19 protein-coding genes and 2 pseudogenes are annotated in these 25129 nt (G+C 70.2%); 9 read left to right on the forward strand and 12 right to left on the reverse strand.

What is annotated here, in order from left to right:
• Positions 1-139: 139 nt before the first annotated feature.
• On the reverse strand, positions 140-373 hold the full coding sequence (locus SSMG_RS14185; RefSeq protein WP_009076832.1) for a hypothetical protein: 234 nt from the start codon (positions 371-373) through the stop codon (positions 140-142).
• Positions 374-562: 189 nt separating this feature from the next.
• On the opposite strand from SSMG_RS14185, the gene SSMG_RS14190 reads away from it, so the two are divergent.
• The 3 genes and pseudogenes from SSMG_RS14190 (at position 563) to SSMG_RS42965 (ending at position 4911) form a co-directional block, all read left to right on the forward strand.
• Positions 563-2797, forward strand: a complete 2235-nt coding sequence (locus SSMG_RS14190; RefSeq protein ID WP_009076834.1) for a cation-translocating P-type ATPase — start codon at positions 563-565, stop codon at positions 2795-2797.
• Positions 2798-2984: 187 nt separating this feature from the next.
• Positions 2985-3358: pseudogene (locus SSMG_RS42370) on the forward strand (SDR family oxidoreductase); the annotation flags it as partial.
• Between the two features lie 152 nt (positions 3359-3510).
• Positions 3511-4911, forward strand: coding sequence for an isochorismate synthase (locus SSMG_RS42965; RefSeq protein WP_037713638.1), 1401 nt, complete (start codon positions 3511-3513; stop codon positions 4909-4911).
• A 281-nt stretch (positions 4912-5192) separates the two neighbouring features.
• On the opposite strand, the gene SSMG_RS14215 is transcribed toward SSMG_RS42965, so the two are convergent.
• The gene (locus SSMG_RS14215) at positions 5193-6023 is read right to left on the reverse strand and encodes a LuxR C-terminal-related transcriptional regulator (protein ID WP_037713640.1); all 831 of its coding nucleotides are present in this window, start codon (positions 6021-6023) and stop codon (positions 5193-5195) included.
• A 211-nt stretch (positions 6024-6234) separates the two neighbouring features.
• Here SSMG_RS14215 and SSMG_RS14220 point away from each other — a divergent pair, with 211 nt between their 5' ends.
• Together SSMG_RS14220 and SSMG_RS14225 are read left to right on the forward strand one after the other, a co-directional pair.
• Positions 6235-7863: an AMP-binding protein gene (locus tag SSMG_RS14220; protein WP_009076843.1), complete on the forward strand. Its 1629-nt coding sequence runs from the start codon at positions 6235-6237 to the stop codon at positions 7861-7863.
• A gap of 31 nt (positions 7864-7894) precedes the next feature.
• Positions 7895-8782: pseudogene (locus SSMG_RS14225) on the forward strand (SDR family oxidoreductase).
• Here the strand turns inward: SSMG_RS14225 and SSMG_RS14230 are convergent.
• On the reverse strand, positions 8779-9357 hold the full coding sequence (locus SSMG_RS14230; protein WP_009076846.1) for a PadR family transcriptional regulator: 579 nt from the start codon (positions 9355-9357) through the stop codon (positions 8779-8781). The pseudogene SSMG_RS14225 and the gene SSMG_RS14230 sit on opposite strands and share 4 nt — an antisense overlap.
• Positions 9358-9402: 45 nt before the next feature.
• Between SSMG_RS14230 and SSMG_RS14235 the strand changes: the two genes are divergently transcribed.
• On the forward strand, positions 9403-10047 hold the full coding sequence (locus SSMG_RS14235; RefSeq protein ID WP_009076848.1) for a VC0807 family protein: 645 nt from the start codon (positions 9403-9405) through the stop codon (positions 10045-10047).
• A gap of 14 nt (positions 10048-10061) precedes the next feature.
• Here SSMG_RS14235 and SSMG_RS14240 read toward each other — a convergent pair whose 3' ends face one another.
• From SSMG_RS14240 to SSMG_RS14280, 9 genes are all read right to left on the reverse strand, one after another.
• On the reverse strand, positions 10062-10649 hold the full coding sequence (locus SSMG_RS14240) for an SMI1/KNR4 family protein (protein WP_050788179.1): 588 nt from the start codon (positions 10647-10649) through the stop codon (positions 10062-10064).
• Positions 10646-11233 carry an SMI1/KNR4 family protein gene (locus SSMG_RS14245; protein ID WP_037713644.1) on the reverse strand — a complete coding sequence of 196 codons (588 nt, stop codon included), beginning with the start codon at positions 11231-11233 and terminating at the stop codon, positions 10646-10648. The genes SSMG_RS14240 and SSMG_RS14245 overlap by 4 nt, the downstream gene beginning before the upstream one ends.
• 53 nt (positions 11234-11286) lie before the next feature.
• The gene (locus tag SSMG_RS14250; protein WP_037713647.1) at positions 11287-12234 is read right to left on the reverse strand and encodes a nitronate monooxygenase family protein; all 948 of its coding nucleotides are present in this window, start codon (positions 12232-12234) and stop codon (positions 11287-11289) included.
• Positions 12234-13805: an AMP-binding protein gene (locus SSMG_RS14255; protein WP_009076853.1), complete on the reverse strand. Its 1572-nt coding sequence runs from the start codon at positions 13803-13805 to the stop codon at positions 12234-12236. Before SSMG_RS14255 ends, SSMG_RS14250 begins: the two co-directional genes overlap by 1 nt.
• A complete protein-coding gene (locus tag SSMG_RS14260; RefSeq protein WP_009076854.1) occupies positions 13802-14542 on the reverse strand; it encodes an enoyl-CoA hydratase/isomerase family protein in 741 nt (246 codons plus the stop codon). The genes SSMG_RS14255 and SSMG_RS14260 overlap by 4 nt, the downstream gene beginning before the upstream one ends.
• Entirely contained in the window at positions 14542-15732 is a 1191-nt protein-coding gene (locus tag SSMG_RS14265) for a CaiB/BaiF CoA-transferase family protein (protein WP_009076855.1), read from the reverse strand. The genes SSMG_RS14260 and SSMG_RS14265 overlap by 1 nt, the downstream gene beginning before the upstream one ends.
• Complete coding sequence (locus SSMG_RS14270) at positions 15729-16445, reverse strand: enoyl-CoA hydratase/isomerase family protein (RefSeq protein ID WP_199785906.1); 717 nt, start codon at positions 16443-16445, stop codon at positions 15729-15731. Before SSMG_RS14270 ends, SSMG_RS14265 begins: the two co-directional genes overlap by 4 nt.
• A 22-nt stretch (positions 16446-16467) precedes the next feature.
• The gene (locus tag SSMG_RS14275; protein ID WP_009076858.1) at positions 16468-17388 is read right to left on the reverse strand and encodes a hydroxymethylglutaryl-CoA lyase; all 921 of its coding nucleotides are present in this window, start codon (positions 17386-17388) and stop codon (positions 16468-16470) included.
• 61 nt (positions 17389-17449) lie between these two features.
• The gene (locus tag SSMG_RS14280; RefSeq protein WP_037713649.1) at positions 17450-17935 is read right to left on the reverse strand and encodes a MarR family winged helix-turn-helix transcriptional regulator; all 486 of its coding nucleotides are present in this window, start codon (positions 17933-17935) and stop codon (positions 17450-17452) included.
• A gap of 97 nt (positions 17936-18032) precedes the next feature.
• Between SSMG_RS14280 and SSMG_RS14285 the strand changes: the two genes are divergently transcribed.
• The 3 genes from SSMG_RS14285 to SSMG_RS14295 all read left to right on the forward strand — a co-directional run bounded on the left by SSMG_RS14285 (position 18033) and on the right by SSMG_RS14295 (position 25084).
• The gene (locus tag SSMG_RS14285; protein WP_009076862.1) at positions 18033-19370 is read left to right on the forward strand and encodes an MFS transporter; all 1338 of its coding nucleotides are present in this window, start codon (positions 18033-18035) and stop codon (positions 19368-19370) included.
• Positions 19371-19493: 123 nt separating this feature from the next.
• The gene (locus SSMG_RS14290; protein ID WP_009076864.1) at positions 19494-20927 is read left to right on the forward strand and encodes an LCP family protein; all 1434 of its coding nucleotides are present in this window, start codon (positions 19494-19496) and stop codon (positions 20925-20927) included.
• A 272-nt stretch (positions 20928-21199) separates the two neighbouring features.
• A complete protein-coding gene (locus SSMG_RS14295; RefSeq protein ID WP_100266788.1) occupies positions 21200-25084 on the forward strand; it encodes a Pls/PosA family non-ribosomal peptide synthetase in 3885 nt (1294 codons plus the stop codon).
• Positions 25085-25129 lie beyond the last annotated feature (45 nt).

Raw genomic sequence — 25129 nt, forward strand, 5'->3', positions numbered from 1 at the left:
GCCGGCCGTCGCGAATCGGGTTCGGTCCGCCCCTGAGTTCCGCGCGCGACCCGCATCGGCTCGTCGGCCACCGAATCCGGCTGCCGCAAAGCGTGTGCCACCGCGGCAACGATCTCGTTGCGCTGAGCCGATTCCGGTGCTAGACCACGGCAGTCACCACCTTGTCCAAGGCTCCGCGTTTGACGTCGTCGACGAGAACTTTCAGCTGCGCCAAGCTCATCTCCACTCGCTGCCCGAAGTCGTCGGTCAGCACGACGCGACGTTCCGGCGGGGCGGCGTCGTCGAGGAACAGCTCCGGGCAGCCGCAGTCGCAGTTGCCGCAGAACGTGGCCACGTGGTGTAGATCTCCCGCTGCTGCAAAGGTTTCGGACATTGTCGCTCCTGTCTGATCGGGTCGGGTCGGGCACTGCCACCATCCGGATAGTCGTCCGGGAGGGCCGAAAGGTTCCCGAGTCACCCGAAGGAGTGGCGACGGAAAACCAGGCGTACTATGGAAATCAGTCCGCCTTCCCGGCGTCGGCACTGCCACCGACTTTGTGCCCGTCCTGGAATCCGGAGAACCATGTCTGCGCAGACCGCCGCCCCCGCGGCGACCCCGACCCGTCACCTCGATCTCGCCGTCGGCGGGATGACCTGTGCCGCTTGTGCGGCGCGCGTCGAGCGTTCCCTCGGCAAGCTCGACGGCGTCCGCGCCACGGTGAACTACGCGACCGAACGCGCGACTGTCCACTATCCGCCTGACCTCGACCCTGCCTCGCTGGTCGCGACGATCGAGCGCGCGGGCTACACCGCGACCGTCCGCGGCGAAACCAGCCCGGAAAACCGCGACGCGCGGGTTCGCGACTTGCGCCGCCGGCTGATCGTGGCCGCGGTGCTGGCCGTCCCGCTCGGCAATCTGTCGATCACGCTCGCGCTCGTGCCGTCGTTGCGATTTCCGTTGTGGGAGCTGGTATGCCTGCTGCTCGCGACACCCGTGGTGTTCTGGTCGGCGGCACCGTTCCACCGCGCCGCGCTGCGCAATCTGCGGCACCGATCGTCCAGTATGGACACGCTCGTTTCCCTGGGTGTGCTGGCCTCCTATCTGTGGTCGGCGGCTTCGGTGCTGATCGGCTCGGGCGGCGAAGCGGGATACTGGATCGGGTTCGGCGCGACCGCGCCCGGCGCGGATTCGGTGTACCTCGATGTCGCGGCCGGAGTGACGACATTCTTGCTCGCTGGCCGGTATTTCGAGGCGCGGTCACGGCGAGGCGCGGCGGATCTGCTCGGCGCGCTGGACGCGTTGGCCGCGAAGGACGTGCGGATTCTGCGCGAGGACGGCGAAGTGCTGGTCGGTATCGGCGAACTGGCCGTCGGCGACCGCTTCGTGGTGCGGCCGGGGGAGAAGATCGCCGCGGACGGAACTGTCGACAGCGGTCTGTCCACAGTGGATGTAAGTGCCATCACGGGCGAACCCGTCCCGGCGGAGGTCGGGCCGGGAACCCGGGTGATCGGCGGGAGCATCAACCTGAACGGCCGGCTGGTGGTGCGTGCGGAGGCCGTCGGCGCGCGGTCACAGCTGGCGCAGATGAGTGCGCTGGCCGAGCGGGCGCAGGAGCGGAAGGCGGCGGTGCAGCGGCTGGCCGACCGGGTGTGCGCGGTGTTCGTTCCGGTGGTTTCGGCGTTGGCGCTGCTCACCTTGGCGGGATGGTTGCTCGCCGGGAATCCGGTTCGGGACGCCTTCGGCGCGGCGGTGTCGGTGCTGATCATCGCGTGCCCGTGCGCGTTGGGGCTCGCGACGCCGACGGCGCTGATGGTCGGCGTCGGGCGGGGTGCGCAGCTCGGGATTCTCGTGAAGGGGCCGGATGCGCTCGAGGCGAGTCGTACGGTCGACACCGTCGTGCTGGACAAGACCGGAACGGTGACCCAGGGGCGGATGACACTCGCGGAGACTCGGGCGTTCGGGGCGTTCGCGCCGACGGAGGTGCTTCGCCTCGCAGCAGCGGTGGAAGCGTCGTCGGAACACCCGATTGCCGCAGCGATTGTCGCCGGTGGGCCAGAGGTGCTTCCGGCGGATGAGTTCGAGGCATTGCCTGGGCTGGGCGCGCGTGGCGTGGTCGAGGGGATGACTGTGGTGGTCGGTCGGCCGAGGTTGCTGGTGGACGAAGGGGTTTCGGTCGTCCCGGAGGTTGAGGACGCGGTGGCGTCGGCGGAGGCTGGCGGGGCGACGGTCGTGCTCGTGGCGGCGGCCGGCGAGGTCGCGGGCATGCTCGTGGTGCGGGACGAGGTGAAGCCTTCGGCCCGGGCGGCGGTGGCGCAGTTGCATCGGCTTGGGTTGAAAACGGTGTTGCTTACCGGAGACAACGAGGTGACCGCCCGAGCCGTCGCCGCGGAGGTCGGGATCTCCGAGGTGCTCGCTGGGGTGTTGCCCAGCGAGAAGGCGGCGGCGGTGTCTGCGTTGCGGGGCAAGGGACATCGGGTGGCGATGGTCGGCGACGGGGTGAACGACGCCCCCGCACTGGCGACTGCTGACCTCGGATTGGCGGTCGCCGAGGGGACTGATCTCGCCTTGCGGTCGGCCGACATCATCCTGGTCCGCGAAGACCTGTCGGTGCTGCCGGACGCGATCCGCCTCGCGCAGCGGACGTTGCGCACCATTCGAGGGAATCTCGTCTGGGCGTTCGGGTACAACGTGGCCGCGCTGCCGCTCGCCGCGTGCGGGCTGCTGAACCCGCTGATCGCCGGGGCCGCGATGTCGTTGTCGTCGGTGCTGGTGGTGGCGAACAGCTTGCGGTTGCGGAACTTCGCGCCCGGGAGCTGATCCCCGGGGTGGGCGGGATCACGCTGGCCGTCACTCGCCCGATTAAGTTAGGTTGACTAATCATTGGCGTCGGAGGGTGAGGTGCGCGGTGACGCGGGAGCCGGGATCGAGGGGCGGATCGCACTGGTGACCGGCGGTGCGCGCGGGGTCGGGGCGACCGTCGTCGAGGCGCTCGCAGATGCAGCCTCGGGGGAGCGGGGCGCTGGTCACCGTCGGGTCGAACGCGGCTGGTGTCCCGCGGTCCGGGATGGCGGCCTATGCGGCTTCCAAAGCGGCGACCATGCTCACTTGCTGCCTCGGGCCGGAACTCGCCGCGTCGGGGATCCGGTGCGACATTGTCTCGCCGGGGTCGACCGACAGGGACCTGTAACGTCTACTGTGGACGGACGAATCCGGCGAGAACGCGTGATCGCGGGGAATCCCGAGCAGGGGCGCGTCGGGATTCCGCTCGGGCGGATCGCCGACATCGCGGACGCGGTGCCCTTTCTCGCGTCCGACCAGGCTCGGCACGTCACCCTGCAGAACCTCTACGTCGACGGCGGTGCCACGCTCCGCGCGTGACCCGGGTTGACCCGCCGGGCGGCTTTTCCTTTTCGTCCGAGTACGTTAGTGTCAATTAGGTTAGGCTAACCAAACAGTCGAGTCTGGACCTTGTCCAGGAGGCGGACGGGGCGGCTCGGCCGCCTGCGCGTGTGCGAAAGGAAATTCACCTCGTGTCCTCACCTGCTCCGGCCCGTCCGCGGCCGGTCCACCGGGCGGCGGATCTCCTGGCCGCGTATCTGCCGGGGTCGTTCTACTACTCGTCGGCGCGCGGGGTGTTGCTCGCCGACGGGGTGCATTCGCACGTCCGCGGCGCTTCCGGCGCTCGGGCCGCGGCGGCTGCCGAGGCGTTGGAGGCCGCGGTGCTGGCGGGGGTCGCGGACCCGGTTGTGGTGGGAGCCATCGGGTTTCGGCCGGATTCCGGGAGCAGCTTGATTGTGCCCGCGGTGGTGCGGCGGGCACAGGCGCCTGGCGACGAGGACGGTGCGGGCAGCAGCGCGCAGTTGGCGAGGCCGATTTCTGGCTCTGTTGACCGGGAGATGGCGACGGGCGAACGCGCTGACCGGGAAATGGCGGGCGACGGCCGCGCGGCGACGTCCGGTGGGAAGGTGCGCGGGCGTTCGCAGGTGCGCGATGAGGAGCTGGGCGCGGAGTCCGCCGCATTCCGAGGCGGCTCAGGTGCCAAAGACGCCGAAGCGTTGTTGCGCAACAATCAGAGTCGCTGGACCGTAGTGCCGCAGCCCGCCCCTGAGGTGTATGCCGAAAGTGTCCGCCGGGCGGTCGAGCTGATCGGTGACGGGGAACTCCGCAAGGTCGTCCTCGCTCGGGCGTTGGATCTCGTTGGCGAGCAAGGTGTTTCGGTGCGAAAACTGCTCCGTGAGCTTGTCGTGGCGGATCCGGCGGCGCACGCCTTTGCCGTTGACGTCAGCGCGCCTGGGGATCCGACGCCGCGGACGCTCGTCGGGGCCAGTCCGGAGTTGCTGGTGTCTCGCCAGGGCGACGTCGTGACCGCGAATCCGCTCGCTGGGTCGCGGCGGCGGACGGGGGATCCGGCGCGGGATGCCCAAGCGATTGCCGAACTGCGAGTGTCCGAAAAAGACCTTGCCGAGCATGCTCTCGTCGCTGCGCAGGTCGCCGAGGTGCTGGGGCGTTACTGCACCGAACTGGAGGTTCCGGAGAAGCCGGAAGTGATTGGCACGCCTACGATGTGGCACCTTTCGACCCGGATCACCGGGCGGGTGGGGCCGGGCGGGCCGTCGTCGCTGGAGCTGGCCGAGGCGTTGCATCCGACGCCTGCGGTGTGCGGGGTTCCGGTCGATTTGGCGCGCGACACGATCGCGCGGCTCGAGCCGGTGGATCGCGGGTATTACGCCGGGCTGGTCGGCTGGACCGATCTCGCGGGGGACGGCGAGTGGGTCGTGACGATCCGGTGTGCCGAGGTGTCGGACCGGACAGCGCGGCTGTTCGCGGGAGCGGGGATCGTCGCCGGGTCGGATCCGGCCGCGGAATTGGCGGAGACCAGCGCGAAATTCGGGACGTTGCTGCGAGCGCTGGGTGCGGAAGGGGTCGCGTGAGTTTCGTGGGCGGAGGCAGCCGCGTGGGCAGCCGGTCGGGGCGCTGCTGTGCGAGGGGGCGGCGGTGGCCGAGGTGATGACCGAGTCGTATGTGCGGGACGGGGCCCAGGATCCGGACCGGGCGCCCGCCGATCGGGCGGTGAGCCGGACGGACCCGTGCCTCGGGTGGGAGCGGACGGTGCGGGTTTGATCGCTGCGGAGAGCGGTCCGTGAAGGACTCCTTGAGGGAATCAGATTCCCTCAAGGAGTCCTTCACGGACCTTTCGCGTGGGTGGTGCGGGCTAAGGAAGCAGATTGGCTCGGCGGGCGGCGTTGACGGCTTGAAGGCGGGTCTTCGCGTCCAGCTTCCGCATCGCGTTGCGCAGGTAGCTTTTCACCGTCTCCGGCCCCAACCCGAGCGCCTCGGCGATGTCCGCGTTGGTCTGCCCGGCGGCGGCTCCTTCGAGGACGTCCAGTTCGCGCGGCGACAACGACGGCCCGCGCACCGGGTCGCCGGTCAAGGACTGGCATACCGCGTCGATCCGGGCGCGCAGTTCCGGGTCTTCGACAGCGGCGGCGATCCGGCGCAGCTCCGCATGGCTCTCCCGGACCGCTTCCAGGTCCGCGGGCTTTCCCGACGGCACGGCTTCCGGCTCCGGGGCGAGCAGGTCCAGCCGTCGCTGGACTTCGGCGCGCACCGCCAGCTCTTGTTCCAGGTCGCGGGCCACTTCGACCATCGCGGTGACCGACCGGTCGCCGAAGCGGACATGTTCGCGGACCGCGCCGTACAGCACCGCCCGGACCGTCCGGTGCACGATCACCGGCACCGCCATCACCGAGCGCACGCCCTCTGCCTGGACCGCGCGGTCGAAGTGGTGGCTGATCGCGTCGCTGGTGTAGTAGTCGGGCAGCACCACCGGTTTCCGCACGCCGATCGCGCGACCGCCGAGGCCTTTGCCCTCCGCGACGACGAGGCCGAGCAGCGACGTCGTGGTGTTGCCGAGAAGTTCGGTCATCCGCAGCCGTTTGCCGTCCACGACCTCGCCGCCGAACGACAGCGGCACGCCCGCCGCGCTGCGGAGCCGGGCCAGGGCGCGGCGCACTTCGGCGGTCGTCTCGGCGGCACTCGTCACGGCAGGCACCCCACTTCGGCGGCACGGAGGCTCCGGCAGGAGGTGCGATTCTACCCAGCCGCGCCGCCGTTGTCGCCGCGTGCGGGTCGAAACGCCTGGTCAGAGCGGGTCCGGCAAAAACGGCCGACCACCCCTGTTCGGGGGTGGTCGGCCTGCTGACCTGCGGCGACGATGTGCCGACACCGGCCGACGATGACCGTGGAGCAGCCCCGTGAGCCCTGAACGCACCATGTTCGACCTGTTGCAGACCTATGCCGCGCCGGACGCGGACGCGACCCAGTTGCTGTGCGGACGGCATCCGGCCGACGCCGTCGCGTTCACCCTCGTCGAGGCCGACCTCAGCAGCCGCGACCTCACGTACGGCCAGCTCGAGGCCGCTTCCGCCCGGTTCGCCGCCGCGCTGGCCGCGCACGGCGTGCGGCCCGGCGACCGGGTCGCGACGCTGATGGGCAAGTCCGCCGAACTGGTGACCGCGCTGCTCGCGATCTGGCGGCTCGGCGCGGTCCACGTGCCGCTGTTCACCGCGTTCGCGCCGCCCGCGATCGCCCAGCGGATCGTCGGCAACGGGACGCGCGTGGTCGTGGTCGACGCCGGTCAGCGCGCCAAGCTCGACCCGGGCGAGGACCTGCCCGCCGACCCGTCGCGGATCATCGTGACGACCGGCGAAGCGTCCGGCGGCGACCTGTCGTTCGAGGCGCTGCTGGACGAGCCGCACCCGCTGCCCGACCCGGTCGCGGTCGGCGGCGACGGCACGCTCGTCGAGATCTTCACCTCCGGCACGACCGGCACCCCGAAGGCCGTGCCGGTGCCGCTGCGCGGACTCGCCGGAATCCACTCCTACCAGGTGTTCGGCCTCGACCAGACCGACGAGGACGTCTTCTGGAACGCCGCCGACCCGGGCTGGGCGTACGGGCTGTACTTCGCGTTGCTCGGCCCGCTCGCGACCGGACGCCGCAGCATCCTGCTGCACGCCGGGTTCAGCCCCGAGCTGACCTGGCAGGTGCTGGAACGCTTCGGCGTCACCAACTTCACCGCCGGCCCGACGGTGTACCGCGCGCTGCGCAGCTCGGGCCTGCCGGTGCCGGCCGGGCTGCGGCTGCGGCACTGCTCGTCGGCCGGGGAGCCGCTGACGCCGGACGTCGTGACCTGGGCCGAGGAGGTCCTCGGCTGCCCGGTGCGCGACCACTACGGGCAGACCGAAACCGGCATGGTCGTCGGCAACGCCTGGCATCCGCAGCTGATCGCGCCGGTCAAGACCGGTTCGATGGGACGCCCGCTGCCCGGGTTCGCCGTCGAGGTCCTGAAGGCGGGCAGCGACGAGATCGCGGAGGTCGGCGAGACCGGCCGCGTCGCGATCGACGTGTCCGCCAGCCCGCTTATGCCGTTCTCCGGCTACCGCGACGCCCCCGAGCGGACCGCGGAACGCTTCAGCGCCGACGGCCGCTGGTACTACACCGGCGACATCGCCGCCCGCGACCGCGACGGGTACCTGACCTTCGGCTCCCGCGACGACGACGTGATCCTCATGGCGGGCTACCGGATCGGCCCGTTCGAGGTGGAAAGCGCGCTGACGCAGCACGAGGCCGTCGCGGAAGCCGCGGTGATCGGCGCGCCGGACGAACTGCGCGGCGAGCTGGTGGTGGCTTACGTCGTGCTGAACCCCGGGGTCGAGGGGTCGGACGAGCTGGTCGACGAGCTGAAGCAGACGGTCAAGACCCGCCTGGCCGCGCACGTCTACCCGCGGCGCATCCACTTCGTGGCGGAACTGCCGAAGACGCCGAGCGGCAAGATCCAGCGTTTCGCATTGCGGGGGCGGGAGCTGAGCGCCGCTTCGAGCTGAGTTTTCCCGCGGCCGGCGCCACACTGGCCCGATGCCGCCTGATCTGCACGGCCGGGTCGCCCTCGTCGCGGGGGCGACCCGCGGTGCGGGCCGGGGAATCGCCGCGGCGCTGGGCGAGGCCGGGGCGACCGTGATCTGCACCGGCCGCAGCAGCCGCAACGTACTCCGGCGCTCCGACTACGACCGGCCGGAGACCGTCGAGGAAACCGCTGCGCTGGTATCTCAGCTGGGCGGGGTCGGTGTTCCGTTCGTCGCAGATCATCTGGACCACGACGACGTCCGCCGGCTGGCTGCGTTCGTTGATGCCGAGCACGGGCGGCTTCACGTGCTGGTCAACGACATTTGGGGCGCGGAACGGCTCAAGGGCGGTCCGGCGGACTGGAACACGCCGGTGTGGGAACACGATCTCGATGCCGGGTTGCGGATCCTCCGGCTCGGGGTGGAGACGCATCTGGTCACGTCGCATTTCCTGCTGCCGCTGGTGATCCGGGAGCCAGGCGGGTTGGTGGTCGAGGTCACCGACGGGACCGCGGCGCACAATGCCGCGCGCTACCGGATCTCGGTGTTTTACGACCTGGCCAAGGCGTCGGTGAACCGGCTGGCTTTCTCGCAGGGACATGAGCTGGCTGCTTACGCAGGTGCGGCTGTTGCGGTCACGCCGGGTTGGCTGCGGTCGGAGATGATGCTCGACGCTTACGGGGTGACTGAGGAGAACTGGCGGTCGGCTTTGGCGGCTGGTGCTCCTGCCGGGTTCGCGGAGTCGGAATCGCCGCGGTATGCGGGCCGCGGGGTGGCTGCGATGGCGGCGGATCCTGGGCGGGATCGGTAGAATCAGCGGTCGGTGAGTTCGGCGGAGCTGGCGCGGGAGTACGGGGTGACGGATGTGGACGGGCGGCAGCCGGACAGCTGGGGTGCTTAGGCGTATCGCTGCCAGCTGAGTTCGCCGCTTTCCAGATCCGCGCACACTTCCCGGAGCCACGTCAGTTCTGCCGTGACGACGGCTGTTCGGTGCTCGTGCTCCAGCAGGTGCAGCCGTGGAACGTAGGCGTCGCGCGAGGCGCGGAGCACCGTCTCGGTTCCGTCGAGCCGTTCCTGCAGCGCCTCGATTCGCTGTCGCAAGTGGACTAGTGCGTCTTCCGGGGCGAGCAGGTGCAGAAATGACACCGCCGCCGGAAAGAGCGGGAACTCGGCAGCCGGGGTCGCGATGCCGGAGCGGACCGCGGTCAGCAACGTTTCCCGACCGGCCGGAGTGATCTCGTAAACCGTGCGCTCGGGCCGCCGTTCGGTGCGTTCGACGGCGTGGACGCGGACCAGCCCGTCGCGGACGAGCCGGTCCAGCGCGGTGTGCAAACCCGAGCGCGTGCGGACATTCACGACCAGGTCGACGCCGCGTTCCTTGATCAGCTGCTGCATCCCGTAGGCGTGCCGCGGTTCCTCGGCGAGAAGCGCGAGAACCGCGAGCACGACCGGGGACAGGTTTCCTCGAGGAGCCATAGTCTGTACTGTACTAGTCTGTAACAGACTAATGGGGAGGGGCTGATGGAGAGCCGAAGTCTCGGTACCGCGCTGCTCGAAGTCGCGGTCTCTGTCGGGGGCTACTACGTGCTTCGCGCGTGCGGGGCGGGAGTTTTCTGGTCTCTGACCGGACCGGCGCTGGTGGTCGCGGTGCTCGCCGTCGCGGCGACAATCCGCCGTCGTCGGCTGGACCTGGTGGGGCTGCTGGTCCTGATTGAGCTGGCCACGACACTCACTTTGACTTTGGTGACGCGGAACCCGCGGGTCGCCGCACTGCGCGAGGCGGCTTACGTTCTGGTCGCTGGGGTTTTCTGCCTGGTCACGTTGTGGCGGCGGGCTCCGCTGACCCACGTTTTCGCCGCGTCGGCCGCGAGTTTCGGCGACCCGGCGCGGGAGCGGGCTTTCGCGTGCGCGTGGAGTTCGGTGCCGCGGTACCGGCGGTGGCAGCGCGCGCTGACCGCGCTGCTGGGAACGATTTTGCTGGCCGCGGCCGCGGTACGGGCGGTGATCCTGCTGAGTGCGTCGGAGGCCGGGCTCGCGCATGCGGTGGACGTGTCGAATACGGTGACGCTCTACATGCTCGGCGCGCTTGGCGTGGCGAGCGGGGTCCTGATCCAGGTGCCGCGGCGGATCATCGAGCGGCTCGCTTCGTCAGCGGACACCGGCTGACCTTCCTTGCTCGATCAGCGGTACTCCGCGTGGGGCAGCCATTTGCCGTCTCCCAGGTGGATCGACGGGACCCGGAAGATCGGTTTCTCGTAGCCGAGGTCCATGCGGAGGATGTTGTCTTCGCCGGGTTGGGCGAGGACTTCCCAGATGACCTCGACCATTCCGCCGGGGTGCTCGTTCCACTCGAATGTGCCCCGGTCCCAGAAGACCACGGGCCACTGGTTCGGGTCTTCGGGGCTGGTCCGCCAGAAGAACACGCCGCCGCCGGTGTCGTTGGCCCAGGGGAGGAGGCCGCCGGGTTCGGGGAACAGGCGGTAGCCGGTGCCTTCCAGGAAATTTCCCCAGGGGGAGTCGAAAGACTCGAGCACGTCGTGGATCTTGTCGCGGACGAACGTCTCCAGGTCGACGCGGGCGTCGACGGGATTGGCGAAGTTCACCGCGCCGCGGAAGCAGCCCGACGGGAACCTGGACATCAGGGCTTTGCAGTCGTCGGGGTAGCGGATGCCGACGGCCTGTTCGACCTCGGTCCAGTTCCGGCCTTGGCGGATGCCGCCGGTCCAGCCGGAGAGTCGGGCGAGTTCGTCGATCGATCGGGGGGTCATCGGTACTCCGGGTTCGGGATCCAGCCGAGCCGTTCGCCCGCGTACGTCGAGGGGACCCGGAAGATCGGTTCCTCGTGGTCGAGGTCGCGGCGGAGGAGATTGTCGCCTCCGGGGCGGGTGAGGACTTCCCAGATCATTTCCACGACGCCGCCCTCGTATTCGAACCATTCGCGGAAATCCGCGTTGTAGTGGGCGATCAGCCACCGGTTCGGGTCTGCTGGTTCGGTGAGCCAGCAGAACATGCCGCCCTGTCCGTCTCCGCCCCAGGGCAGAAGGCCGCCTTCGGCGGGGAAGAGGCGGTAGTTCGTGCCGTTGAGGTATTCCAACCGTTCGTCGGCCAGGATTTCCAGGGTTCCGAGGACGTCCTCCCGCAGGAAACGCGGATAGTCCGTGCGGGCGTCGACCGGGTTGGCCACGACGATCGCGTCGCAGAAAGCGCCCGACGGGAATCGGGAGAACAATTCCTTGTAGTCATCCGGGAGCACGGTGCCGATGTCCCGTTCGACAGTGCTCCAGTCCCGGCCCGGCCGGATGCTTCCGGTCCACCGGGTGATTTCGACGATCTCTTCGATCAGGCGGCTCACCTGCGCAGCCTACCGAAATTCGATCACCGGCGGGCTTGCGCTGAACGGAGCAATCAAACCCGAGGCAGCCGCCGTACCGCCGCCGTGTACTCCTCCGTGATGCGCGCGACGATCTCCGCTGCCGGAAGGACTTCCGTGATCAGCCCCGCCGACTGACCGGCTTCCACCTTTCCCGAAACGACATCGCCGTGCAGGGCGGCATCCTTCAGTGAGGAAGCCTGAAAAACCTTGCGCCGCAAGGACTCCTCCGCTCCGGAAGCCTCCAGTTCCTCCATTCGCGCGGTGAAGTCGTTCGCCAGCGCGCGGATCACCCCCAGTCCATGGCCCACCGTCCGCGTGTCGTCGACTCCGGCGGCGAGCACTGCCTGCTGGTAGGAAGGATGTACCGTCGCCTCGGAACTCGCCAGGAAGCGGGTTCCGAATTGAGCGGCGCCGGCGCCCAAAGCCAGCATCGCGGCCAAACCGGCGCCATCGGCGACTCCGCCGGACGCGATTACCGGGACCGAAGGCACGGCGGTGGCCACGGCACGGACCAGAACTTGCGTGGTCACCATTCCGGGCGGCGGATGTCCGCCAGCCTCGGCACCGACTGCCACCAAGCCGTCGACACCGGCGGCGGCGGCCTTAAGTGCATGCGAGACCCCGGCAACCACGTGCAGGCATCTGGTTCCGACAGCCTGGAACCGATCGAGATACCGGCGCGGGCCGCCTTGGGAGGCGATCAGGACTGGCGGGCGGCGGGCGAGCAGGAGCTCGATCACCTCGTCGGCGCCGGCCCGGTACAGGGGCAGGTTCACGGCCCACGGACGGTCGGTTCCGGCGGCCATTTCGTCCAGGACCCGCGCGAGGTCGGGCAGGCGCATCGGGCCGGCGGCGACTACGCCCAGGCCGCCGGAGTTGCTGACGGCCAAAGGCAAAGCCGAGGACGACGAGGCCCACGACATTCCGGCTTGGATGATGGGCAGGTCCAGACCCAGCAGGTCGGTGACGGAAGTGCGCATCAGGAGTTCTCCAGCAAAGTCCGCGCGTAACGCGCCAGGTGGTTCTTCTGCACCTTGGCGCTGGCGGTCATGCCGATCGCCTCGAAACCGTCCACAATGCGCAGATGTCGCGGGACTTTGAAGCCTGCCAAGCGTTCTTTCGCCCACAAGAGCAGCTCTTCTTCCGAAACACCGGCCGAAGTCAGCACGACAAATGCGAAGGGCACTTCGATCAACCGCTCGTCGGGCACTCCCACGACGGCGGCCTGGCGCACGGCGGGATGCCGGTGCAGCACGTCCTCGACCTCCGCGGGGGCGACGTTTTCCCCGCCCACCCGGATGATTTCCTTGGTGCGGCCGGTGAAATGGAACCGGCCGGAAGCATCGAGCAGGCCGACGTCTCCGGTGGACAGCCAGCCGTCGGCGTCGATCGTTTCGGCGGTCCGCACGGGGTCGTCCAGGTAGCCTTGCATGACATTCCACCCCCGCACCAGCACCGAGCCGGGTTCGCCGGGCGCGCAGTCGCGGGTGCCGTCCAGGGCGCGGATGCGGATTTCCACGCCTGGTTCGGGGGCCATCGCTCCGGAGGCCCGGATTTCTTCCGGTTCCCACCAGGCGGATTGCGCGACATTCGGAGACGCTTCGGAAAGCCCGTATCCGGCAACGCATTCGCGTGCGCCCAGTTCCTCGATGACGCGGCGCACGACGGTGGGGGAGGCGGCGACCCAGGCTCCGCGCAGAGACAGGCGACGGTGCGGGCGATCCGGGTGATTGAGCAGGAGCAGGGCGATGGTGTCGTTGCCGGAGAAGTGCGTGCACCGTTCGGTTTCCAACAGGCGCAACGCTTCTGCGGGTTCGAATTTCGGCATCGTCACCAAGGTGGTCGCGTGTTGCAAGGATGACAATACCGACAGCGTGCTTCCGGCGACGTGGAAGAACGGGCGGGCGGAATGGAACCGGTCGCCGGGGCGCAATCCCATGCGGGCACCGGAAAAGAAAGCGTCGGCGCACATGCTGCGGTGGGTCAGGAGGACGCCTTTGGGGCGCGAAGTCGTGCCCGAAGTGTATTGCACGAGAAGGAGATCGTCCGGAGTGGCAACGGGATCGGCGGGAGAACCGGCGGCCAGGAACTCGGTCCAGCTTTCTTGGCCCACGATGACGATGCGTTCCAGCAGCGGAAGGGAAGAGCAGCCGGGTTCGATGCCTGCCTCGGCGAACATTTCCGGGAAGTTGACGTTCAGAACACGGTCGGCGGCGAACAGAGTGCTGACCTTCGCGTGCGACAAAGTGTAGTGCACCTCGTCGGCGGTGAAGCGGGTGTTGACGGGCACGACGAGCGCGCCCAGCGAACCCAGCGCCAGGAAAAGCGTGACCCACTCCGGAGTATTGCCCAGGCAGAGCCCGACACGGGAGCCCCGGCCGATCCCGGAAGCGGCCAGAGCCCCGCGTGCCCGGGAAACCTCAAGAGCCAGTTCTCGGTAGGTGATCCGGGCATCGGCGGTGACGACGGCCTCGACGTCCGGAGCCAGGAGCGCGGCCCGCGCGAGGGCGTCCTGGACGGTGAGCGGGCAGGCGGTGCGCAGGTCGGTCATCGGGGCTCTCCAGTGAACCGGGCGACGCCGTCGCGCCAGCTGCCGTCGGCGAGGTTCTGTTCGATGGCGGACATTTCGATCCGGATGCCGCGGTCGAGGTCGGTTTCCGATCCCAGATCCACCGCCCGTTTGGTCAGGGCGATCGCGCCGGGCGGGGCGGCGGCGATGGCGGCGGCCACCTCGGCTCCGGCGGCGGCCAGGTCGGGGACGACGCGGTTGACCAGGCCGAGCGAAGCAGCCTCCGAAGCGGACAACGGCGTGTTGGTGAACAACAGTTCCTTGGCCCGCCGTTTCCCGATGGCGCGCTGAAGCCGCTGGGTCGCGCCGACGGTGCCCCAATGCGGTTCAGGGAAGCGGAAAACGGTGTCTGAGGCGGCAAGCGCGAAATCGGCGGCGAGGGTGATTTCCCCGCCGGAGCCGACGACGGTGCCGTGCACCAACGCGACGACCGGACACCGGCAGGCCTCGATCGCCGCATAAGCCGCGAAGGACGCGACTCGGCGGCGACGGACCCACGCGGCGTCCTTGCCGGTCCGCTCCTTCAGATCGGCCCCGGCGCAGAAGACCGGACCCGCGCCGCTGAGCAGCACAACCCGGGCGTCTGAGATATCGACCGCGTCGAAGGCTTCCTTCAGCGCGTGGCACATCGCGAGATCCACCGCGTTGCGCGCCGTCGGCCGGGCCAGTTCGACGCGGGCGATTCCGTCGGTGACATCCAGCGTCACGCGTTCGTTCATCAGATCACCCCCGCGGCCCGCAGGCCCTCGATCTCGTCCTCCGACAATCCCGCCAGGTCGCGCAGTACGACGTCAGTGTCCGCGCCGAGCACCGGAGGCGTCCCCAACGCCGGAGCGTCTCCGGCAGTCTCGCGCAACGGCGTGCGCAGCGCCGGGAACGCGCCTTCGACGGGGTGCGTGAACTCCCCGACGACACCCCGCGCGACGGCATGCGGGTCGGCCAGCGCCTCCCGGACCGAACGCACCGCGCCAACGGGGACCTCGGCGGCCTGCAGTTCCTTGACCAGCTGGTCCCGGTCGTGCTGGGCGATCGCACCGCGCAGGGCTTTCATGACGCGCGCGCGGTGTTCGACGCGACCGGCGTTGTGCCGCAGCGAAGGGTCTTCGGCCAAAGTGGACAGTCCGAGCACGGAGCACAGCGGCGCCCAATGCTGGTCGCTGCCGCTGATGTGCAGCCATTCGCCGTCCCCGGCCTGGAACGCCGCCGACGGCACGCGCCCCGGGTGTTCGGTCCCCGTCCGGACGGGATCCTCGCCGAGTGCGAACAGCCGCGCGGCGTTGAGGGCGTGCAGGCTGAGCTGGACGTCCATCATCGCTACGTCCAGGTGCCGCCCCCGGCCGTCGGACGATCGCCCGGCAAGCCCGGTCAGCACGGCGATCACCACCCACAGCCCGGACGTCAGGTCCGCCACCGGCACCCCGGTTTTCGCGGGCGGGCCAGCGGGATCGCCGGTCATCGCCATCACCCCGGACAGCGCCTGGAACACCGTGTCGTAGCCCTTGCGGTGCGCGTCCGGCCCGGTCTGGCCGAAGCCGGTCGCGGACACCAGCACGAGACCGGGATTCTCCGCGGCCAGTTCGGCGTAACCGAGGCCGAGCCGGTCGAGCGTGCCGGGCAGGAAGTTCTCCACGACGACGTCGGCGCGCGCGGCCAGTTTCCGGACGACGTCGCGGCCGCGCGGGTCCTTCAAGTCCACAGTGACCGATCGCTTGCCGCGGTTGAAGGCGAAGAAGTACGCGCTTTCGCCGTGCGGCAACCGGGGTTCGAAGCCGCGGGTTTCGTCGCCGCTGCCCGGGCGTTCGACCTTGACCACGGTCGCGCCGAGTTCGGCGAGGATCTGGGTGGCCAGCGGCGCGGCGAGGACCCGCGAGAGGTCCAGGACCGTGACCCCGGCGAGCGGGCCGGTCATGAGCGGAACCCGCGCATCAGCGCGTTGACGTCCTGTCCGGCGCGCATCGCGGCGTCCGTCGGCAGGTCCGCGACCCGGTAGAAGAGGTCCTTGGCCGCGGCGAGCGCGCGGGGCTCCACCGAGGCCCAGCGCTGCGCGATGGCGAGCGCCGCGGGCACGGTCTCGGCAGGTTCGACCACCCGGTTCACCAGCCCGGAGGACAACGCTTCTGCGGCGGTGAGCAGCCGGCCGGTGCTGACCAGCTCGAACGCCAGCTTGCGGCCCAGGTGCCGGACCAGCCCGGTCATCACCAGCGCGGGCACGATCGAATGCTTCAGCTCGGGATAGCCGAACTTCAGGTCCGACCCGGCGACCACCAGATCCGCCCCGATCGCCAGCCCGGCACCACCGCCGACAGCTGCCCCGCGCACCGCGCTGACGACCGGGACCGGCAGTTGCTGCATGCGCGTCTGGAGCCGGGCGGTGAGCGCGGCGCGTTCGAGAACGGCTTCCGGCTGGCCAGGGGTGAGCGACGAGAACTCGTTCAAATCAGCCCCGGCGCAAAACCCGCGCCCAGCCCCCGTCAAAACGACAGCACGGACGCTCGGGTCCCGTCCGGCTTCGTCCAACGCAGTATCGAGAGCGCGGGTGAGCGCGGTGTCGAGCGCGTTGAGTTTGTCCGGCCGATTCAGCGTAAGGACGCGGACGGCGTCGTGATTTTCGGTCAGCAGCACAGGTTTTCTCCCCAAAGAAAGGTCAGGCGGACGCGAAGCCGGCGCGGGCGACCATGCTGTGCAGCGGGCGGCCGAGCGCTTCTTCGCAGGCCGCGGACGCCGCGGCGAGCTGGTCGAGATCGAGGCCGGTTTCGACGCCCATCGCGGCGAACAGGCTGGCCAAGTCCTCAGTGCACACGTTGCCGGTGAGCCCGGCCCCGTAGCCGATCTTCGCCGGATGCCCGCCGACGCCGCCCATCGCGGAATCGAAATGGCGGCACCCGGCCTCCAGCGCGGCGACCGCGTTCGCGATCCCGGTCCCGCGCGTGTTGTGCAGATGCGCGACCAGCGGCAAGTGCGGGTTCTCGCGGGACAGCCGCGAGTACAGCGCACGCACCGAGCCCGGAGTCGCGACGCCGGTGGTGTCGCCCAAGGTCACCAGGCTCGCGCCGAGATCGGCGAAACGCGCGACGTCTTCGGCCACCCGCCCCGGGTCGACCTTGCCCTCGAACGGGCAGCCGAACGCCACCGAAACCACTCCGACCAGGCGAAACCGGCCGTCGGCGAGCTTCACCATCTCGGTGACCCGCTCCCATTGCCCGGCGCGCGTGGTGCGCAGATTCCGTTCGGTGTGCACCTCGGTGGCGGACACCAGCAGGCTCAGCTCCTCGGCGCCGTGCCCGGCTTCGAGGTCGGCGAGCGCGCGTTCGACGGCGCGCGGGTTCGGGCAGGTCGCCTTGAACGCGACGCCCGGGCGCCGGTCGATCCCGGCGAGCACCTCGGACGCGTCCGAGAACCCGGGGACCCGCGCGGGATGGCTGTAGCTGGTCGCCTCGATCCGGCGGAAACCGGCGCGCGCGAAGGAGTTCAGCAGCGCGATCTTCGTCGCGGTCGGCACGGGCTCCGGCTCGTGCTGCAGCCCGTCGCGGGCGAAGCACTCGCAGATCGTGACGGCGTCGGACATCCTGGGCCCACCTCCTCGTCGGTGGGTCCAGAAGTACGCGAGGGTGTTGATAAAGTCAACACTACTCGGCGACCGGGTGAGCCCGCTCACTCTCCTCGACGGCCAGCGCGTGCTCGGCCAGCTTGTCGAGCGCGCGGTCCAGCACTCGCGCCTCCTCGGCGGTGAGGGTGGCGAGGAAGTCCGCGTCGCGCTCGTTGGCGGCGGTGATCAGGCCGCGGTAGACCCGGGTGCCCTCGGCGGTCAGCGCCAGTTGCGACGTGCGCCCGGACCCGGCCGTGCGGTTGACCAGTCCGCGGTCGGTCAGACGGCTGACCACGCGGCTCATCTGCGCTTTGTCGAGTCCGGCGCGGCGCGCGAGCCGGTTGAGCGTGAGCGTCGGGTCGGCCGCGATGAGCGCGATCGCGCGCCATTCGCCGAGGCTCACGTCGAAATCGCGCCGGTAGCGCACCGCGGCGCTGCGCGACATCGCCGACGACGTGCGCGAGAGCCGGTAGGACAGCAGTCCGGAGATGGGGACCAGGTCGTGTCCGTCTGCGCGTTCGGCCATGGCCGGACATCGTAGCCGTTGCCCGTCAGGTGTTGACAAACTCAACACTTGATGCGGAGACTGCCCCTCGCCCGATCCGGACGAAGGAGTCTCAGCCGTGGCCGAACCATCCGCTGTCGCCGGCGCTCCGGCGACCGCCGCCGTCGATCGCAAAGCGACCTATCGCACGATCGCCCGGCGCGTCATGCCGCTGCTGGTGCTGTGTTACGTCGTGAGCTACATCGACCGGACCAACATCGGGATCGCGCAGCAGGGCCTGAAACGCGACCTCGGCTTCGGCCCCGCGGTGTACGGGCTCGGCGTCACGCTGTTCTTCGTCGGCTTCATCCTCTTCGAAGTCCCGAGCAACGCGCTGCTCGCCCGCATCGGCGCGCGCAAAACCCTCGCCCGCATCATGGCCACCTGGGGCGTGATGACCGTGGTGACCCTGTTCGTGCAGAACGAGATCATGTTCTACGCCGCGCGCTTCCTGCTCGGCGTCGCCGAAGCCGGGTTCTTCCCGGGCGCGTTGTACCTGCTGTCGCTGTGGTTCCCGTCGTCGCGGCGGACCCGGATGACGGCCGTGTTCTTCATCGGCATCCCGGTGTCCGGCGCGCTCGGTTCGGTGATGTCGGGCTGGATCATGCATTCGCTCGGCGGCGCCGGCGGGCTCGCGGACTGGCAGTGGCTGTTCCTGATCGAGGGGATCCCGCCGATCCTGCTGGCCGGGCTCGTGCTGCTCTTCGTCACCGACGGCCCGGAGCAGGCGAAGTGGCTCACCGCGGACCAGAAGGCGGCCGTGCGCGCCGACCTCGACGCGGACCTGCGGGACAAGGGCCCGGCGAAGCAGAAGCACAGCGGCCTGCTGCTCGCCCTGCGCGACCCGAAGGTCTGGATTCTCGGGCTCTGCGCGTGCGGCGCGTACACGCTGGCGAACGCCGTCTCGTACTGGACGCCGCGGATCATCGCCAACGCCGGCGTCGGCAACGTCCTGAACCTCGGCTTCTTCTCGGCGATCCCGCCGCTGCTCGGCATCGTGGTGATGCTGCTGGTCGGCAGGCATTCCGACCGCACGCTCGAGCGGCGCTGGCACGCGGCGATCAGCTGGATCGCGGCGGTGTGCGCGATGCTGGCGATCTCGGTGTCCGGCGGCAATGTCGTGGTCGTCATCCTGCTGCTCGCGGTGATGGCCGCCGCGCACTACTCGGGGCTCACGGTGTTCTACTCGATCCCGTCGATCTACCTGACCGACCGGGCCGCGGCGACCGGGATCGCGGTCGTGACGTCGATGGGATCGTTCGCGGCCGCCGCCTCGCCGTCGCTGCTCGGGTTCATCGAATCCTCGACCGGAAGCCTCTCGCTGGGGCTGCAGATCAGCGCGGGCATCATCCTGCTCGCCGTCGTGGTGCTGCTCGTCGGCGTCCGGCCCGGCGATCTCCGCGAACGGTGGCGCTGACCCTCCAAAGTGTGCCTTTCGGCACGCGAACCTCCCTTCGACCTCGGCGGGCTGCTCTTTCTCATCGCTCTCACAGGAACCCCGGAGTAGACCGGGTGCCGCCGGAGGGAGGAGCGGTGGGCGATGGAGCGCGCGAACGGGCACTGGGCCGAACGGATCGGCGTGGTCGCGCTGGTCGCGGTCCTGCTGGGCGGGGCCGCCTACGGATGGGCGGAACTGCGCGCGCTGCTGTCCGGGGTGACGACCTCCGCCGCGCTCGACGGACGGTCCCGGCCGGGCGGGGAAACCAACATCCTCGTCATGGGACTCGATTCGCGGCTCGACGAGCGAGGCGAACCGCTGCCCGCCGAACTGTACGAGCAACTGCACGCGGGCGACCAGCACGTCGGCGGCTACAACACCGACGTGCTGATGCTGCTGCACGTTCCGGCCGACGGGGGACATCCGACGGTCGTCTCCATCCCGCGCGACGACTACACCGACCTCGCCGGCTGTCCGGACGGAGTGTGCCAGGGCAAGATCAAGGAGGCTTACGGGTACGCGTTCGCCGCGGAGGCCAAACGTCTTGCCGCGCAAGGCGTCACCGAGAAGGCGGCTCGCGAACAGAGGGCACGGGACGCCGGCCGGGCGGCGGAAGTCGCCACGGTGCGCCAATTCCTCGGCGGAGTCGCGGTGGACCATTTCGTCGAAGTCACCCTGGTCGCGTTTTACCAGCTGGCCCAGGTCGTGCAGCCGATCACGGTCTGTTTGGCCGAAGCCACGCGCGACAGTTACTCGGGCGCGGATTTCCCGGCCGGGCAGCAGCGGATTTCCGCCGCGCAGGCGCTCGCGTTCGTGCGGCAGCGGCGCGATCCGCAGCGCGAGTTCACCGACCTGGACCGGGAACGGCGGCAGCAGGCGTTTCTCGTTTCGCTGGCGCATCAGCTGAAAGAAGGCCGCGTGTTCGGGGACCCGGCGAAACTCGGGCAGCTGGTTTCGGTCGCGAAGGAGAATGTCGCGATCGATTCCGGGCTCGACTTGAACGCGCTGGCGCGGCAGGCGGAATCGTTCGCGGGCGGAGATCTGACGTTGGCGTCGCTTCCGGTCGAACGGTTCGAAAAAGACGCCAAGGGCGAAGACGTCAATATTGTCGATCCGGTGAAAATCCGCGCCGCGGCGGCCCGGCTGCTCGGCCGGACGGTCCCGCCGCCGCCCGCGGCGACGGCCGGTCCCGCGGTGGACGTGGTGAACGCGAGCGGCCGGGAGGGCGCGGCCGCGCGGGTGCTGAAGACGCTCCCGTCGCGGGGATACCGCGCGGGACGCACGTCCAGCGCAAAGCACACGCACCGCACGATCGTCCGCTACGGACGCGGGGATTCCTCGGCGGCGGCCAAACTCGTGGCCGCGCTCGGCGGCGGCTACAGCGTTGGCTACGACGGCGCGCTGGCCGCGGGGGAGCTGAAACTCGTCCTCGGCACGGACTTCCGGGAAACGGCCGACCAGGTGGATCCGGTGCCGGTCTCCCCGGTTTCCCCGGCCGACGAATTGTCCGGAGGCGGGGTGCCCTGCGTGCGGTGAACGGGAGAAAGCACGAAGATCCTGTGAACCCGTTGAGAACTGCTTCCTAAATTAACTCTGCCGAGTGACCGTGGCGGCACTGCGTCCGCTAATGTCCGGACTCGCGTGACGAGCCGCACAGCCGCGGCTGGGGGATTGCCTGATTTCTGTTCTTGTTCCGATTTCAGTGCCGGGGAACGGCACTGCTGCTTCAGCCCGGCCTCACACCGCTCATTGTTGAGTGGTGTCCGGCCGGTTTCGTGACTCCTGTTCTCCTGGAAAGAGGTTTTCCTGTGACGCTGGACGCGGATCGGGCGCGCACCGTCGCGCCCGAGAGGCTCGCCGAAGGGGCGGCGGCGGTTTACCGGGCGGGTCCGGCGCCCGCCGTGCGCACGCTTTACGACATTTTCGCCGAAACGGTGCGCGAGCACCCGGACGCGCTCGCGCTCGACGACGGAACCGAGCGCGCGACGTACCGCGAATTCGCCGCGCAGGTCGAAGAACTCGCCGGACGCCTCCGCACCGCGGGCGTCAAACCGGGCGACCGCGTCGGCATCCGGATGACCTCCGGCACCGCGGCGCTGTACCGCAGCATTCTCGCCGTTCTTTCCACTGGCGCGGCCTACGTTCCGGTCGACGCGGACGATCCGGCCGACCGTGCCGAGACAGTGTGGACAGAAGCTCAGGTGAGCCTGGTCCTGACCGACGCGGGAGTGCCGGAGTCGCGCGGACCACAGTGGCCGCGAGTCCGCCCGCAGCCGCAGGACGACGCGTGGATCATTTTCACCTCGGGTTCCACCGGCAAGCCCAAGGGCGTCGCCGTCACGCATCGCGCGGCCGGGGCCTTTGTGGACGCGGAAGCCCGCCTGTTCTGCACCGCGCAGCCGCTCGGCCCGGGCGATCGCGTGCTGGCCGGGCTGAGTGTCGCGTTTGACGCGTCCTGCGAAGAAATGTGGCTGGCGTGGCGGCACGGCGCGTGTCTCGTCCCGGCTCCGCGCTCGCTGGTCCGCGCGGGTGCGGACCTCGGGCCGTGGCTGGTCGAGCGCGGCGTTACGGTCGTGTCGACAGTGCCGACGCTCGCCGCGCTGTGGCCAGTGGACACTCTGGCCAGCGTCCGGCTGCTCATCCTCGGCGGCGAAGCGTGCCCGCCGGAGGTCGTGACGCGCTTCGACGACGGCAAACGGGAAATCTGGAACACTTACGGCCCAACGGAAACCACGGTCGTCGCGTGTGCGCAGCGACTGCGCTCGGGCGAACCGGTGCGGATCGGGCTGCCGCTCGACGGCTGGGAACTCGCGGTCGTCGACCCGGAGGACCCGGCGGGCATCCCGGTGCCGTGGGGCCGCAGCGGCGAGCTGGTGATCGGCGGCGCCGGCCTCGCCCGGTACCTCGACGCGGCGAAGGACGCGCAGAAGTTCGTGCCGCTGCCGGGCCTCGGCTGGAGCCGCGCGTACCGCAGCGGCGACCTGGTGCGCGCGGTGCCGGAAGGGCTGGAGTTCGTCGGCCGCGCGGACGGTCAGGTCAAGATCGGCGGACGGCGCGTCGAACTGGGCGAGATCGACGCCGCGCTGCGTGCGTTGCCCGGGGTCGCCGCGGCCGCGACGGTCGTGCAGCGCACGGACAGCGGCGCGCAGGTGCTGGTCGGCTACGTGGTGCCGGAAGGCGACACCCTCGATCGCACGGCCGCGCGCAGCCTGCTGCGGGACCGGTTGCCCGCGGCTTTGGTGCCCCGGCTCGCGTTGGTGCCGGATCTGCCGGTCCGCGCATCGGGCAAACTCGACCGCGACGCGTTGCCGTGGCCGCTGGAAGAACCGGCCGCCGCGCCGGTGGTGCCGTCCGATCCGCGGCTGGCGTGGTTGCTGCAGGTGTGGAGCGAGCACCTCGGAACCGCGGCCGGTCCGGACGACGACTTCTTCGACCTCGGCGGTTCGAGCGTGACCGCCGCCCGGCTCGTTTCCGTGCTGCGCGAACGGTATCCGAGCGCGGCAGTGTCCGATGTGTACTCCTGCCCGACGCCGCGGGAGCTGTACGAGCGCCTCGACGGAGCGCCGGTCGAAACGGTCGCCGCGGAGGAGCCGCGGGTCGCCCCGGTGCGCGGCAGCGGCTGGTGGCAGGCCGGGGTGCAGCTGGTTTTGCTGGCCCTGTCCGGAACGCGGTGGCTGCTCGCGGTGTCGCTGCTCGGCTCGCTCGCCGCGCTGGTGCTGCCGATGCAGTGGCTGCCGCGGATGTCGTGGTGGATCCTCGTGCCCGCGTGGCTGGTGCTGCTGAGCCCGCCGGGACGGATGCTGCTCGCCGCGGGCGGGGTGCGGATGCTGCGCGGCAAGCTCGCGCCGGGGGAGTACCGCCGCGGCGGTCTTGTCCACCTGCGACTCTGGACGGCGGAACGGTTCGCGGCCGTGGTCGGCGCGCCCGGGGTCGCCGGTACGCCGCTCGCCGCGCCGTATGCCCGGTTGCTCGGCAATCGGGTCGGCCGGGGCGTCGACCTGCACTCGCCGCCGCCGATGAGCGGTCTCGCCGACTTCGGCGACGGATGCGCGATCGAGCCCGAGGCGGACCTGGCCGGATGGTGGCTGGACGGTTCGGTGCTGCGGATCGGCCGCGTCCGAGTCGGCGCCGGCGCCCGGGTCGGCGGCCGCAGCACGCTGCTTCCGGGCACCGACCTCGGCACCGGATCGGTGCTGTTGCCCGGCTCGACGCTCGACACCCGCGTACCGGACGGCGCGGTCTGGGGCGGCTCCCCGGCCGGGCCTTCGGGAGAACGCCCGGCGCGACCGGCCGCGGCGGCACCGCGGGCGAAGCGGTACTCGCTGGCCTTCGCACTGGGCGGGACGGTGCGGTCGCTGTTCCTGTTCGTGTCCGCGATTCCGCTGATCGTGGTCGCGCTGCTCCTGGTCCCGGCGGCGGACGACCCGCGCAGCGCCGCACTGGCGATCCTGCCGTGGACGCCGTTGCTCGTCTTCGCCGGAATCGTGGTGTACGCCTTGACGATCGTCGTGCTCGTGCGGCTGGCCAGCCTGGCCGTGCGACCGGGGGTCCATCCGGTCCTGAGCCGGGCGGGCTGGGCGGCCTGGTTCGTGCACGAACTGCTGGAAATCGCTCGGCGGCAGCTGTTCCCGCTCTACGCGGCGCTGGCGACCCCGGTGTGGATGCGCTTGCTGGGCGCCCGGATCGGCCGCAACGTCGAACTGTCCACTGTGCTCAGTCTGCCGTCGCTGCTTCGGGTGCGGGACGGCGCTTTCCTCGCGGACGACGTCCTCGCCGCACCGTACGAACTCGACCGCGGCTGGGTCCGGCTGGGAATCTCGGAGGTCGGCGAGCGCGCGTTCGTCGGCAACTCCGCGGTCGTCGGCCCGGAGCGGACGCTCGGCTCGGGCTCGCTCGTCGGCGTCCTGTCCGACACCCCCGCGGAAGTTCCCGACGGCACCTCCTGGCTCGGCCGCCCCGCGCTGGAGTTGCGCCGGACCGCCGACTCCGCCGACCCGGCCCGCACTTTCGCGCCCCCGCGCCGGTTGAAGCTGGCCCGCGCGCTGGTCGAATCGTGCCGGATCGCGCCGCTGCTGATCGCGGGCCTGCTCGGGCTCGCCGTGAGCGCGGTGCTGACCGGAGTGGACCTCGCGGACGGCTTCTGGGTCGCCGCCGCGCTCGCGCCCGCGGTGTTCGTGGCGGCCGGTCTCTTCGCCGCGCTGCTCACGACGCTGATGAAATGGACGCTGGTCGGCCGATTCCGGCCGGGGCGGCATCCATTGTGGAGCGCGTTCGTGTGGCGGAACGAGCTGTACGACACTTTCGTCGAAACCCTCGCGGTCCCGTGGTTCGCCGGTTCGTTCCTCGGCACGCCGGTGCTGAACTGGTGGCTGCGGACCCTCGGCGCCCGCATCGGCCGCGGCGTCTGGTGCGAGAGCTACTGGCTGCCGGAAACGGACCTCGTCCACCTCGGCGACGGTGCCGTGGTGAACCGCGGTTGCGTGCTGCAGACCCACCTGTTCCACGACCGAGTCATGCGTCTGGACCCGGTCCGCCTCGGCCCCGGTGCGACTCTCGGGCCGCGCGCGTTCCAGCTGCCCGGCAGCGGGGTTTCCGACGGCGCGACGGTCGGTTCGGGTTCGCTGGTGATGGCGGGGGAGACTGTCCCGCCGCGCACCCGGTGGCGCGGCACGCCGGTCCGTCCCTGGCGGTGACTCCCGGTGGGCGGTTCCGCTGCGCGGAGCCGCCCACACCTGCGG

It is taken from the genome of Streptomyces sp. AA4 (assembly GCF_000158875.1).
Taxonomy (GTDB): Bacteria; Actinomycetota; Actinomycetes; order Mycobacteriales; family Pseudonocardiaceae; genus Amycolatopsis.

Bases quoted from the DNA above. Each gene is read 5' to 3' on its own strand.
- SSMG_RS14185 (WP_009076832.1), bottom strand. From the start codon at position 373: ATGTCCGAAACCTTTGCAGCAGCGGGAGATCTACACCACGTGGCCACG.
- SSMG_RS14190 (WP_009076834.1), top strand. From the start codon at position 563: ATGTCTGCGCAGACCGCCGCCCCCGCGGCGACCCCGACCCGTCACCTC.
- SSMG_RS14230 (WP_009076846.1), bottom strand. From the start codon at position 9,357: ATGGCTCCTCGAGGAAACCTGTCCCCGGTCGTGCTCGCGGTTCTCGCG.
- SSMG_RS14235 (WP_009076848.1), top strand. From the start codon at position 9,403: ATGGAGAGCCGAAGTCTCGGTACCGCGCTGCTCGAAGTCGCGGTCTCT.
- SSMG_RS14240 (WP_050788179.1), bottom strand. From the start codon at position 10,649: ATGACCCCCCGATCGATCGACGAACTCGCCCGACTCTCCGGCTGGACC.
- SSMG_RS14250 (WP_037713647.1), bottom strand. From the start codon at position 12,234: ATGCGCACTTCCGTCACCGACCTGCTGGGTCTGGACCTGCCCATCATC.
- SSMG_RS14255 (WP_009076853.1), bottom strand. From the start codon at position 13,805: ATGACCGACCTGCGCACCGCCTGCCCGCTCACCGTCCAGGACGCCCTC.
- SSMG_RS14260 (WP_009076854.1), bottom strand. From the start codon at position 14,542: ATGAACGAACGCGTGACGCTGGATGTCACCGACGGAATCGCCCGCGTC.
- SSMG_RS14265 (WP_009076855.1), bottom strand. From the start codon at position 15,732: ATGACCGGCCCGCTCGCCGGGGTCACGGTCCTGGACCTCTCGCGGGTC.
- SSMG_RS14275 (WP_009076858.1), bottom strand. From the start codon at position 17,388: ATGTCCGACGCCGTCACGATCTGCGAGTGCTTCGCCCGCGACGGGCTG.
- SSMG_RS14280 (WP_037713649.1), bottom strand. From the start codon at position 17,935: ATGGCCGAACGCGCAGACGGACACGACCTGGTCCCCATCTCCGGACTG.
- SSMG_RS14290 (WP_009076864.1), top strand. From the start codon at position 19,494: ATGGAGCGCGCGAACGGGCACTGGGCCGAACGGATCGGCGTGGTCGCG.